The sequence below is a fragment of the Enterobacteriaceae bacterium Kacie_13 genome (genome assembly GCA_013457415.1).
Classification (GTDB): Bacteria; Pseudomonadota; Gammaproteobacteria; order Enterobacterales; family Enterobacteriaceae; genus Rahnella.
The window spans coordinates 3,125,458-3,137,036 of sequence record CP045665.1 but is presented as its reverse complement, the minus strand read 5'-3'; the positions used below and the strand labels follow the sequence as shown (position 1 = coordinate 3,137,036).

Annotated in this window: 13 protein-coding genes; 6 read left to right on the top strand and 7 right to left on the bottom strand. The window is 51.0% G+C overall.

Translation table 11 applies throughout. The annotated features are described in order from the left end of the window. Nucleotides 1–7 precede the first annotated feature (7 nt). The 4 genes from phnC to phnE (GE278_14330) all read left to right on the top strand — a co-directional run bounded on the left by phnC (nt 8) and on the right by phnE (GE278_14330) (nt 3,692). A complete protein-coding gene (phnC, locus tag GE278_14345; protein QLK61883.1) occupies nt 8–844 on the top strand; it encodes a phosphonate ABC transporter ATP-binding protein in 837 nt (278 codons plus the stop codon). A gap of 68 nt (nt 845–912) precedes the next feature. After that, the gene (phnD, locus tag GE278_14340) at nt 913–1,845 is read left to right on the top strand and encodes a phosphonate ABC transporter substrate-binding protein (GenBank protein QLK61882.1); all 933 of its coding nucleotides are present in this window, start codon (nt 913–915) and stop codon (nt 1,843–1,845) included. Nucleotides 1,846–1,905: 60 nt separating this feature from the next. Next, entirely contained in the window at nt 1,906–2,769 is an 864-nt protein-coding gene (gene phnE / locus GE278_14335) for a phosphonate ABC transporter, permease protein PhnE (GenBank protein QLK61881.1), read from the top strand. Next, nucleotides 2,769–3,692: a phosphonate ABC transporter, permease protein PhnE gene (gene phnE / locus GE278_14330; protein QLK61880.1), complete on the top strand. Its 924-nt coding sequence runs from the start codon at nt 2,769–2,771 to the stop codon at nt 3,690–3,692. Before phnE (GE278_14335) ends, phnE (GE278_14330) begins: the two co-directional genes overlap by 1 nt. Before the next feature lie 67 nt (nt 3,693–3,759). On the opposite strand, the gene GE278_14325 is transcribed toward phnE (GE278_14330), so the two are convergent. Both GE278_14325 and GE278_14320 read right to left on the bottom strand, forming a co-directional pair. Next, nucleotides 3,760–4,881 (bottom strand): cupin domain-containing protein, encoded by a 1,122-nt coding sequence (locus tag GE278_14325; protein ID QLK61879.1) that lies wholly within the window; start codon nt 4,879–4,881, stop codon nt 3,760–3,762. A gap of 146 nt (nt 4,882–5,027) precedes the next feature. Continuing rightward, nucleotides 5,028–6,407: an aldehyde dehydrogenase family protein gene (locus GE278_14320; protein QLK61878.1), complete on the bottom strand. Its 1,380-nt coding sequence runs from the start codon at nt 6,405–6,407 to the stop codon at nt 5,028–5,030. Nucleotides 6,408–6,767: 360 nt separating this feature from the next. Between GE278_14320 and GE278_14315 the strand changes: the two genes are divergently transcribed. Together GE278_14315 and ddlA are read left to right on the top strand one after the other, a co-directional pair. Then, nucleotides 6,768–7,097, top strand: coding sequence for a hypothetical protein (locus tag GE278_14315; GenBank protein ID QLK61877.1), 330 nt, complete (start codon nt 6,768–6,770; stop codon nt 7,095–7,097). Between the two features lie 60 nt (nt 7,098–7,157). Further along, nucleotides 7,158–8,255 (top strand): D-alanine--D-alanine ligase, encoded by a 1,098-nt coding sequence (ddlA, locus tag GE278_14310; protein ID QLK61876.1) that lies wholly within the window; start codon nt 7,158–7,160, stop codon nt 8,253–8,255. 52 nt (nt 8,256–8,307) lie between these two features. On the opposite strand, the gene GE278_14305 is transcribed toward ddlA, so the two are convergent. From GE278_14305 to GE278_14285, 5 genes are all read right to left on the bottom strand, one after another. Further along, the gene (locus GE278_14305; GenBank protein ID QLK61875.1) at nt 8,308–9,516 is read right to left on the bottom strand and encodes an MFS transporter; all 1,209 of its coding nucleotides are present in this window, start codon (nt 9,514–9,516) and stop codon (nt 8,308–8,310) included. A 242-nt stretch (nt 9,517–9,758) separates the two neighbouring features. Continuing rightward, nucleotides 9,759–10,016, bottom strand: a complete 258-nt coding sequence (locus GE278_14300) for a DUF1471 domain-containing protein (GenBank protein QLK61874.1) — start codon at nt 10,014–10,016, stop codon at nt 9,759–9,761. A 152-nt stretch (nt 10,017–10,168) separates the two neighbouring features. Further along, the gene (locus GE278_14295; protein ID QLK61873.1) at nt 10,169–10,426 is read right to left on the bottom strand and encodes a DUF1471 domain-containing protein; all 258 of its coding nucleotides are present in this window, start codon (nt 10,424–10,426) and stop codon (nt 10,169–10,171) included. 167 nt (nt 10,427–10,593) lie between these two features. Then, the gene (locus tag GE278_14290) at nt 10,594–10,851 is read right to left on the bottom strand and encodes a DUF1471 domain-containing protein (protein ID QLK61872.1); all 258 of its coding nucleotides are present in this window, start codon (nt 10,849–10,851) and stop codon (nt 10,594–10,596) included. Nucleotides 10,852–11,297: 446 nt separating this feature from the next. Then, nucleotides 11,298–11,555 (bottom strand): hypothetical protein, encoded by a 258-nt coding sequence (locus tag GE278_14285; protein ID QLK61871.1) that lies wholly within the window; start codon nt 11,553–11,555, stop codon nt 11,298–11,300. Nucleotides 11,556–11,579: the final 24 nt, after the last annotated feature.

The following is an 11,579-nucleotide window of genomic DNA, read 5'->3' as shown; positions in this document are numbered from 1 at the left end:
CAGCAACATGGCGCAGGCACAACTTAAGCTGGCACAGGCTGAATATCCTCAGGCCGGGCCGCAGCATCTGAACAAAGTACTCGACGTCAAAGGCCTGGTGAAATCCTACAAATCCGGTCAGCGCGTCCTGAATGACATTAATTTTGATCTCCATGCCGGTGAATTTGTCGCGGTCATTGGCCGTTCCGGCGCGGGGAAATCCACGCTCTTGCACGTCCTCAACGGTACTATCCCGTTAACAGACGGTAGCGTGGTGTGTCATTACGAAAACGGTGAACAGCAGGAACTGGCGGGACTGACCGGTAAAGCGCTGCGCCGCTGGCGTTCCGGTTGCGGCATGATTTTTCAGGATTTCTGTCTGGTACCGCGTCTTGATGTGCTGACCAACGTGCTTCTCGGGCGACTCAGCCATACTTCCACCTTCAAATCTTTCTTTAACCAGTTCGACGATGAAGACCGCGCCCGGGCGATTTCACTGCTCGAATGGCTGCATATGTTGCCGCATGCTTTGCAGCGTGCTGAAAACCTTTCCGGCGGTCAGATGCAGCGCGTGGCGATTTGCCGTGCGCTGATGCAAAACCCAAAAATTCTGCTGGCCGATGAGCCGGTCGCCTCGCTCGATCCGAAAAATACCCTGCGTATCATGAATGCGCTCAAGAAAGTCAGCGAAGAAAATATCGCGGTAATGGTGAATTTGCATTCAGTCGAACTGGTGAAAGATTATTGCACCCGCGTCATTGGCATTGCCAAAGGGCAGATTATTTTCGATGGTCATCCGGATCAGTTAACTGATGGCATTCTGCATCAGTTATACGGTGAAGAGCACGAAGCAGTGAACAGTTAAAATATAACGTTATTATTTTTGCAGTCCTTATTTCTACTTTCTCTCAATCTACACAAGGTCACCATTACATGAAGAAGTTATTACGTCTGGCAGTCTTTGTAGCAGGTTCTTTTACCGCAATGCACAGCATGGCAGAAGATGCGCCGAAAGAATTAAATTTAGGTATTCTGGGCGGCCAGAATGCCACTCAGCAAATTGGTGATAATCAGTGCGTCAAAGATTTCTTCGATAAAGAATTAAATGTGGATACCAAACTGCGTAATTCCTCAGATTACTCAGGTGTTATCCAGGGTTTATTAGGCAAGAAAGTTGATATGGTATTAAGCATGTCGCCTTCGTCTTTCGCCTCTGTCTATATCAATAACCCGAAAGCCGTAGACCTGGTCGGTATTGTTATCGACGATGCGGATAAATCACGTGGTTATCATTCTGTTGTTGTCGTTAAAGCCGACAGCCCGTACCAGAAACTGTCTGACCTGAAAGGCAAATCATTCGGCTTCGCTGACCCGGATTCCACTTCCGGTTACCTGATCCCGAACCAGACTTTCAAGAAAGAATTTGGCGGCACCACCGACAACAAATATAACAACTTCTTCTCCAGCGTGACCTTCTCCGGCGGCCATGAGCAGGATATCCTGGGCGTGTTGAACGGCCAGTTTGAAGGCGCGGTAACCTGGGCTTCGATGATCGGCGATCGCGAAACGGGTTATACCTCGGGGGCATTCAACCGCATGATCCGCATGGACCACCCGGATCTGATGAAGAAAATCCGTATCATCTGGGAATCTCCGCTGATCCCTAACGGCCCGGTTTTAGTGCGCAGCGATCTGCCGCCAGCCTTTAAAGCTAAACTGGTGTCTGCCATTAAGAAACTGGACAAAGAAGACCACGCCTGCTTCGTGAAAGCAGTCGGTGGTAAACAGCATATCGGTGAAACGTCACTGGCGGAATATCAGCAGATTATCGATATGAAGCGCGAACTGACGAAAGGCGGTCGTTAAGCCTGACCTCCCCCTTCGCAGGGGGAGGAATAATGATTATCTGCAACCGGAAATATTATTTTGAATAAAGACTTCAATCGTTATTATCAACAGATACGCGGTAAGCAAAAGCGGGAAGCGCTGATCTGGTCCGGGATTATGCTGATCTTATATCTGTGGTCAGGTAATGTTTCTGAACTGAATCTTAAAACCATTATTATCTCCGCACCGAGTTTCTTAGATTATATTCGCGAAACAGTGCCGGTATTGCACTGGTCTTTATTATTCGCCGACGGACATACAGAAGGTTCATTCGCTTACTGGGGTTACAGGCTGAATATTCAGCTGCCGCTGATTTGGGAAACTATTCAGCTGGCGCTTTCCTCGACGATTTTATCCACCGCGCTGGCTGTGCTGCTGGCATTTCTCGCGGCCAATAATACCGATTCGCCAAAATGGCTGAAATTCAGTATCCGCACCTTTGTCGCGTTCCTGCGCACCATGCCGGAACTGGCCTGGGCGGTAATGTGTGTAATGGCGTTTGGTGTCGGTGCGATCCCGGGCTTTATCGCGCTGACGTTACACACCGTCGGCAGCCTCACTAAGCTGTTCTACGAATCCATTGAAACTGCCTCGGACAAACCTGTCCGTGGTCTGCGCGCCTGCGGTGCAGGGCGTTTACAGCGGATGCGTTTTGCCATGTGGCCGCAGGTTAAACCGATTTTTTTATCATACAGCTTCATGCGTCTGGAAATTAATTTCCGCCAGTCGACCATCCTCGGGCTGGTGGGTGCCGGTGGCATCGGGCAGGAGCTGATGACCTCAATTAAACTTGACCGTTATGACCAGGTCAGCATGACGTTACTGCTGATTATCCTGGTGGTGTCGGCGATGGATTATCTTTCAGGCAAACTGCGCAAACGCGTGGTGGAGGGCACTTTCTGATGTTAACTGATGCACTCGAACCTCATGTTGTGAACAGTCTGAAGCAGCAACACGCGCACCTGTTTGCCGCGCAGCGCCGCTATCTGCGATATCTTATGATACTGGCCATTGGCATCGCCCTGTATTACGTTTATTTCTTCAGCTATTTCGGCATTCCATGGCATGAAATGGTGCGCGGCACCCGCGAAGTCGGGCGCTATTTTCTGCGGATGTTTGTGTGGCACAACGTGTCCGAATGGCCGTTCAAGTACTACTTTTCGCAGATTGCCATTACGCTGGCGATCGTATTTGCCGGCACTATTACCGCCTCTTTCCTTGCGCTGCCGCTGTCTTTTCTTGCTGCGCGAAATGTGATGTCAACGCCGTTGCTGAAACCCGTTTCTCTGATTATCCGTCGTCTTCTCGACGTTCTGCGTGGGCTGGATATGGCGATCTGGGGGCTGATTTTTGTCCGCGCCGTCGGTATGGGGCCGCTGGCTGGCGTGCTGGCGATTGTGATGCAAGATTTAGGGCTGCTCGGCAAGTTGTTTGCTGAAGGGCATGAAGCCGTTGAGCGCTCACCGAGTCGCGGCTTGCGGGCGCTGGGGGCATCTGCGCTGCAAACCCATCGCTTCGGTATTTTCACGCAATCCTTCCCGACATTTCTCGCGCTTTCGCTGTATCAGATTGAGTCCAATACCCGTTCAGCCGCTGTGCTCGGTTTTGTCGGCGCGGGAGGGATTGGTCTGGTGTATGCCGAGAATATGCGTCTGTGGAACTGGGATGTCGTGATGTTTATCACGCTGATTCTGGTGGTGATTGTGATGACCATGGATAAGATCTCCGCGATGCTGCGGGCAAAATATATTCATGGCGAAGAAATTGATTTGTTCGAGCCGGAAGAACGGAAATCGAAAACACCGGTCGAGCTCTACAGGCCGTAGCGAAAACGAAGTGAAAAAAGGCGGCGTCTATCGGATGCCGCCTTTTTGTTATCAGCAAGTCTGGTTATTAATCGTCAAAAAACCAGTAACCCTGATTCACCAGTTCGGTGAGCACGGCGATGAATTCCGGATCCTGCAACGCATTTCCCAGCTCTTTTTTGCCGATAAGGGTGTAACGGCACAGTGCATCCGCGGCGATTGTATTTTCGGTCTCCAGCGCTTCGCTGTTGACGAAGAAACGGTCGCCGACGTTTAAAACGCGCAGGCCGCTCAGACGCGTCAGGCTGTCGCCCTGCATCAGTGCATCGACGATTTCATGGGCTTCAAACGGCGGCTCGGCAGGCGCGATATCCAGTTCATGACGCGGCGTGGTGGCGAAACGCCCAAACCATTGTTTGAACTCTTCCGGTTCATTGATGAGCGCGTGCATCATGTTGCGTACGCGCTCAAGCTCATACTCCTCCACTTTGCCAACGTGATCGCGAAGCGTCAGATCCGGGTCGCTGTAGTGGTCACCGCCCAGATCGTTTTCTAAAGCATAATCCGCAAAGCTGCTGATGAAATCACGGGTATTCGGACCACGGAAACCGACGGAATAGTTCATCGCTGTTTCATGAGTAAAACCGTCGTGCGGGAAGCCCGGCGGAATATACAGAATGTCGCCTGGCTCGAGATCCTCGTCGATGATGGGAGTGAACGGTTCAACGTGCAGTAACGCCGGATGCGGGCAGAACTGCTTCAAAGGCAATTTATCACCGACGCGCCAGCGACGGCTGCCCATTCCCTGAATGATAAACACATCGTACTGGTCGATATGTGGACCGACACCGCCGCCCGGCACGGAATAGGAGATCATCAGGTCATCAAGACGCCAGTCCGGCAGTACACGGAACGGGCGAACCAGTTCGGCAGACGGTGCATGCCAGTGGTTAACTGCCTGAGCCAGCAGTGACCAGCCGGTTTCACCAAGATTATCGAAATGTTCAAAAGGTCCGTTGCTCGCCTGCCACAGGCCGTTCGCATGGCTGACCAGACGGCTGTCCACTTCGGGTTCCATCGCAAGGCCCGCTAACTCATCCGCAGTGATCGGATCAACAAAATTTGTGAACGCTTTTTTAATGATAACAGGTTGTTTCTGCCAGTATTTTTCTAGAAACGCTGGCCAGTCGAGATTGAGTTCATACGCCATGTGATTCACCAGTGGGAAGACAAACGGCCTCGATTATAGAGAGGGACGCAGGCATACCGCTTTGTTGTGAATCAAGGGATCACGAAAGACAGGCAAGGGAAGAAGAATTCCCTCTCCGGGCGGAGAGGGAGGTACCACGGGAGAGGTTAAGACTTAGCGGCCAGCACGACCAGTTTTTGGTTCACGAATTCTTTGATCCCCAAATCTGACAGCTCACGTCCGAAACCGGAGCGTTTAACACCACCAAATGGCAGCTCGGCGGCGGTATCGGTCGGTGAATTGACATACACCATGCCGGTTTCTATCTGACTCGCTAGCTTACGGGCGCGGTTCATATCTTTGGTAAATACCGAACCACCGAGGCCGTAATGTGAGTCATTGGCAAGTTTCACCAGTTCCTCATCATTTTTCACCACGTAAACCTGCGCGACCGGGCCAAAGAACTCTTCGAAATAGGCCGGATTATCGCGGGTAATGTGGGTCAGGATCGTCGGTTCAAAGAAATTACCCGGATTGTCTGAGACTTTCTTGCCGCCGAAGTGCAGTTTGGCGCCGTGTTTCACGGCTTCGTCAACCTGCTTGCTCAGCGTTTTCACCGCATCGGCAGAGGACAACGGCCCCAGCGTAGTGGACTTATCCAGCGGATCGCCCATCTTAAGCGCCCTGAAGTGTTCGGTGAATTTTTTCAGGAATTCATCGGCCACTTTTTCATGAATGATGAAACGTTTGGCGGCAGTACACACCTGACCTGCGTTGGAGACTCGCGCCTGCGCACCGGCTTTCGCGGCTTTGTCGATATCCGCATCGTCCAGGACCGCAAACACGTCGTTCCCGCCGAGTTCCAGCGTGGATTTTTTCAGCTTACCGGCGGCGCGGGCAGCAACGATCGCACCGGCTTTTTCTGAACCGGTCAGCGCGACACCCTGAACGCGGTCATCATCAATGATGGAGGCTACCTGATCCTGCGAAATAAACAGGTTGGTATACGCGCCTTTTGGTGCGCCGGCTTCGGCAACCAGCTTCTCGAAGGTTTCCGCACAGTGCGGCACGATGCTGGCATGTTTTACAATCACGCTGTTACCGGAAGCCAGATTTGGCGCCAGTACACGCATCAGCTGGTAGAACGGGAAGTTCCACGGCTCAACGGCCATTATCACGCCAATCGGATGGTGTTCCACCCAGGCTTCACCAAGGTCTGACTTATAAGGCACAGGTTTGAGGAATTCTTCTGCTTTCTCGGCGTAGAATTTCGCAATATCGGCGCAAATCTGCACTTCACCGCGGCTTTGTTCGATAAGTTTACCCATTTCGACACTGACCACTTTCGCCAGTTCATCGACGCGTGACGACATAATATCTGAGAGTTTATGCAGCACTTTCACACGCTGCTGAATATCACCTTGCGCCCAGTCTGATTTATACAGGGCATGTGCGGTCGCCAGCGCTTCCTCAACCTGCTTGTCGTTGTGGGTCTGGTATTCTTTAATGAGTTTGTTGTTGAACGGATTTATTGTTTGATATGGCATGTGTTGCTCCTTGTTTTGTGGCGCGCCGCTTTTCAAAATCAGCCGCGCGTTGGAATTGAGGTGCGTACGCCTTACTGCGTTTTGTTTCCGCTGTCTCATTCGAACAATAAGCATAGTCGATAAAATGTGAAGTCTGTCGCACAGACACCTTCCGCAACACAGTCTTTTGGCGAAATTTTATCATCCGCGCACAGGCCGCAGGGCGCGCGGGCTGTGGCCTGTCTCTGAGATTAATCGTCTTTACGTAACTTTTCGCGCGCGGGCGATTTTCTTTCCCAATGTTTTGTTTCAGCAAGCGATTGATAAATGCAGCAGTCACTTTTATGCTGGCTTTCCTTCTTTTCCGACACTGAGAAACTCATGAAACTTGATGCGATTCCGTTTTGCACGACGGACTGGAGTGAGGTCACGCCGACTCAACATCCGGGCGATGTGGGGATGGCGCTGTGGCGTACCCAAAAGTTTGGCGATATCCGCGTGCGCATTGTGGAGTATTCCGCCGGTTATGAAGCGGATCACTGGTGCAGCAAAGGCCACGTGCTGTTTTGCATGGAAGGGGAATTGCATACGCGTCTGGAGGACGGGCGTACTTTTACGCTTTCGCCGGGGATGAGTTATCAGGTAGCGGACAACGCCGAAGCGCATCGATCATCGACGCCGGTGGGCGCGAAATTATTTGTCGTCGACTAGATCTCTTGTTAACAGAAATATTTCGCCACCAGCCGTCACGCTGGTGGCAAGGAGCAGCAGGTGAGTAAATTACGGGTAGGCATTATTTTTGGCGGTAAATCAGCAGAACATGAAGTGTCGTTGCAGTCGGCGAAAAATATCGTCGATGCCATAGATAAACAGCGGTTCGATGTCACGCTGTTAGGCATCGATAAAAAAGGGGAATGGCACATTAATGATGCCAGCAACTACCTGATCAATGCTGAGAATCCGTCGCTGATTGCCCTGAACCGCTCGAATAATCAGGTCGCGCTAATCCCTGGCCAGACCGAAAATCAGCTGATCGAGACCCACAGCGCCAGCGCATTGTCGCAGGTGGACGTCATTTTCCCGATTGTGCACGGTACGCTCGGCGAAGATGGCTCACTGCAAGGCCTGCTGCGTATGGCTAATATCGCGTTTGTCGGCTCCGGCGTACTCGGCTCGGCGGTCAGCATGGATAAAGACGTCACCAAGCGTTTACTGCGCGACGCGGGTTTGTCGGTGGCGCCCTTCGTCTGCCTGACCCGCACTAATCGTCAGAAAAACACCTTTGCAGACGTCTCACAAAAACTCGGCACTCCGCTGTTTATCAAGCCTGCTAATCAGGGCTCTTCGGTTGGCGTCAGCAAAGTGAGCGACGAAGCGGCTTACCAGCGTGCGCTGGATGAAGCGTTCAGTTTCGATCATAAAGTGCTGGTGGAATCGGCGATCAAAGGCCGTGAAATTGAATGTGCAGTACTGGGCAACGACAATCCGCAGGCCAGCGTGTGTGGCGAGGTGATCCTGCATGATGAGTTTTATTCTTACGAGACCAAGTACATCAACGAATCTGGCGCATCGATTGCGGTGCCGGCGGATTTGCCGCAGGAAACGCACGACCGCATCCGTGCAATCGCACTTCAGGCATTTCAGGTTCTGGAATGTCGCGGTATGGCGCGCGTCGATGTGTTTCTGACCGAGCAGGGCGACGTGGTGATAAACGAAATCAACACATTACCAGGCTTCACCAACATCAGTATGTATCCGAAATTGTGGGCAGCCAGCGGCCTGAGTTACAGCTCTCTCATCACCCGCCTGATTGAACTGGCGCTGGAGCAGTATCAGCAGGATAACCAGCTGAAAAGCTCGGCGAACTGATTGGGTTCAGATGAATGAAAGGCAGGGAGTGATCCCTGCCTTTTTTATTCCATTACCAGCGATAACGCCAAAGAACCACCGCCACACCCATCAGGCTCATAAGGGAAACTCCGTACAGGGCTATCGCTGCACCCAGATTCTGCGCCAGTAAACCGGCGAGTCCTGTCGCAACTGCGGCGATTAGCACTTGTCCCCGCCAGGCCATTGCGCTGGCCGTTGCCACCTGACCGCCGGGGAAATATCGCAGCACACTGAAAGTGCCCAGAGCGAACACGATATTGGAAGCCAGATGCGCGCTGAATACTAACGTCAGCCCGATACTCGGCCAGTTTGCGAACAGGGGCAACAGAAAGTAGCATCCGAGAAAAATACCAAGGCATAACAACAATCGCCAGTTACTCCCAGAATAATGCCGGAGCTTGTCAGCGCTGAGCATTAGCGGGCCGCAAAGTTGTCCGAGACTGCGTGCAAAGAGCAGTGGCAGTGCCAAACCGGGCGCGGCGTCGGGTCGGATTTCCTGAGCCAGCGCCGGTAAAAGTGCCATTGCCGGAGAGCCCACGGCGGCGAGTGCTGGTAAAAGCAGAATGCTGCGCCGTTGCAAAGGCGATAAATTCTGCCAGCGCAGTTTTTCGTCCCCCGGTTGAGCATCATCTGGCTGATGCAAAGTTTTAAAAACGGCGGTAGTGCATAAAAGTAATCCGGCGGATGTTGCAAAACTCAACGCATCTATTGCGAGCAAACTCAGGGGGGAAAGGACATCAAACAGCAAAACGCCTGCGCCGGTACCCAGTAAAACCTGTGAGGCAAAAATTAGCGTTTCCATTGCGGTGGCGGCGGGCAGTTCGTCAGGGCGTAATCCGCGTTTAAATATCAGCGTCAGAGCGGGATAACTCATTCCGTTAAATAACGCTTCTGCTGATTGCACGGCCAGTAATGCCGGAATGTTATGCGAAAGAAGACCGTACAGCGGCATGGCCAGCGCCAGCAGGCCGAGCACTTCGGTAAGGATAAGGATTTTCATTGGGGACATTTTCCGGCATAAGGTTTCCCCCCACAGACTGCCCAGAAAACCTGGGAGCATCGCCAGCATGTAGGCAAGAGTCAGTGTCGCTGGTGAGGCGCTCCAGCGTAACAGTTGACCAAAAACGACCACCTGCGTCAGGCCATTTCCCAGAGACGACAAAATAAACGCACAGCCCAGCAGCCGCAGCCAGCGATGACTTCGCAATGCGCGTAAAAGCGCAATAAGTAACGTGTTCATGAAGAGAGATTCTCATCTTAAATAACAGAAACCCCGCATTGCACACAGGCAACAGGGAGAAAGAAAACTGTCAGTGATGAGGATCATTACATTGGGAAAGGGGCTTTTTTAGAAAGAGAAGACAAAAATGTAGCATAAACAGAAGAGGTTGCGAGAGTTTGTCGATGTTTTTCTAAACAGCAGACACGAAAAAGGCGGCAAACGCCGCCTCTTCTGCTTACTGCTTAATTCACCAACTGGGCTTATTTGTACAGCTCAGCAGTACCGTACAGATGGTTGTCACCGGAAGCACCGATAATGCGGTAAGAACTTGCACCGGCTTCGCTGGCTTTTGCACTCAGTTTATTTTGCAGACTGGTCAGGCTGTTACCTGAGGTCGCGCTTACCACACCGATAGCTTGCTGACCGGCTGGTGCAGACTGAACTTCTGTCGCGGCCAGGGTCGAGAATGAAGCGGTTGCCAGTGCGAGAGCGGCGAGAGTCATAGTAATTTTTTTCATGATAATTTCCTCAATTCGTGGTTTTAAGCTTTGCCAGGCGTTGTCATCAACGTTCATTTAATGTGCAAAGCTGTCTTCTGTCCGATTGAACATTTAATTTATTAATTGATAAGTTAAATGCTGTTTACCCTTGTTGCGATGATCCTGCGTGCTTATTTATACAACTCGGCAGTACCGTACAGATGGTTGTCACCGGAAGCACCGATAATGCGGTATGAACTTGCACCAGCTTCGCTGGCTTTAGCATTTAGCTTGTTTTGCAGGCTGGTCAGGTTATTGCCGGAGGTGGCGCTTACCACACCGATAGCTTGCTGACCGGCTGGTGCAGACTGAACTTCGGTTGCAGCCAGTGTTGAAAATGATGCGGTAGCAAGGGCGATTGCGGCTAATGTCATAGTGATGTTTTTCATGAAGTATTCCTTTTAATTCTGTTTATCAGCAGATGATTTTTAGGTCCGACGTTATTTGTTAACGTTCGATAATTAAATCTTAGACCTGGATCACATTCTGTGCAACTAATTTATTTACTAATCGTTAACTAATTATGCGGAACAATTCGCTAACGCATTCTTCATTCTTATTTGTACAGCTCAGCCGTACCGTAAAGATGGTTTTCACCGGAAGCACCGATGATGCGATATGAGCTTGCACCGGCTTCTGTTGCTTTGGCATTCAGTTTTGACTGCAAAGTGCTCAGGCTGCCGTTTGAAGAAGCACTGATGGTACCGACAACTTGCTGGCCTGCGGGGGCGGACTGAACTTCAGTCGCAGCCAGAGTAGAGAAAGATGCGGTAGCGAGTGTCAGTGCTGCGACGGTCATTGCGATGGTTTTCATAATGTCTGATCCTGTTCGTTCATTTTTTTCGGGGCGTCTGATACTGAAGCCTCAGTTTTCGGGTGAACGTTATTTATTAGTTAACGTTCGATAAGTTAATGTTAGAGGTTGGCTACGGTTTGTGCAAGATGTTTTTTTAATGGGCGTTAACTTATTGTGCTGTGACGTGAGTCACATGAAAGTAGGTGTTTGTTTTGATTTTGTTAATTTTGTGTTTTTAAAATGATTCGCTCTAACTGATGAAACATCCCTTATCCAATTTTGTGCTGAATGAATCTTTAATGATCGCTAAGTTAATGATTGGTTCTGACCGGCGGGGATGTTAAAACTGGGGCATCTTCTTAACGGATAAAGAGAAGAGGGTGTGGCGTTAAAAGATAAGGCGGCCAGAGCCGCCCTATCGTTATTCCTGCGCTGACATTCTTCCGTCAGTCAGCCGGTCTTCCTTAGTAGTAGATGGAAGCGGGCTGATGACCCGAGGTTGAAGGTGCAGGTGGCTGAGTCGGAGACGTCGGGATACGGCCTTGTGAAACTTTTTTACTCACATAGGTACCGGGTTTACAGAAATTGCTGTCCCCGGTCACATTGACCATAGCCACTTCCTGACTCAGTAAAGGCATCATGATAACCTGCTGTGCGGCAACATTGGCAACCGGGACAGCGGTTAAAGCCAGAACTGCAAGAAGGATTTTAAGATTACTCATGATGTTACGTCCTGGGTTTGTACC

Coding starts and splice junctions, on each gene's coding strand:
- GE278_14305 (QLK61875.1), bottom strand. CDS start 9,516: ATGAACACGTTACTTATTGCGCTTTTACGCGCATTGCGAAGTCATCGC.
- GE278_14315 (QLK61877.1), top strand. CDS start 6,768: ATGAAACTTGATGCGATTCCGTTTTGCACGACGGACTGGAGTGAGGTC.
- GE278_14295 (QLK61873.1), bottom strand. CDS start 10,426: ATGAAAAACATCACTATGACATTAGCCGCAATCGCCCTTGCTACCGCA.
- GE278_14325 (QLK61879.1), bottom strand. CDS start 4,881: ATGGCGTATGAACTCAATCTCGACTGGCCAGCGTTTCTAGAAAAATAC.
- phnC (QLK61883.1), top strand. CDS start 8: ATGGCGCAGGCACAACTTAAGCTGGCACAGGCTGAATATCCTCAGGCC.
- phnD (QLK61882.1), top strand. CDS start 913: ATGAAGAAGTTATTACGTCTGGCAGTCTTTGTAGCAGGTTCTTTTACC.
- GE278_14290 (QLK61872.1), bottom strand. CDS start 10,851: ATGAAAACCATCGCAATGACCGTCGCAGCACTGACACTCGCTACCGCA.
- GE278_14320 (QLK61878.1), bottom strand. CDS start 6,407: ATGCCATATCAAACAATAAATCCGTTCAACAACAAACTCATTAAAGAA.
- GE278_14300 (QLK61874.1), bottom strand. CDS start 10,016: ATGAAAAAAATTACTATGACTCTCGCCGCTCTCGCACTGGCAACCGCT.
- GE278_14285 (QLK61871.1), bottom strand. CDS start 11,555: ATGAGTAATCTTAAAATCCTTCTTGCAGTTCTGGCTTTAACCGCTGTC.
- phnE (QLK61880.1), top strand. CDS start 2,769: ATGTTAACTGATGCACTCGAACCTCATGTTGTGAACAGTCTGAAGCAG.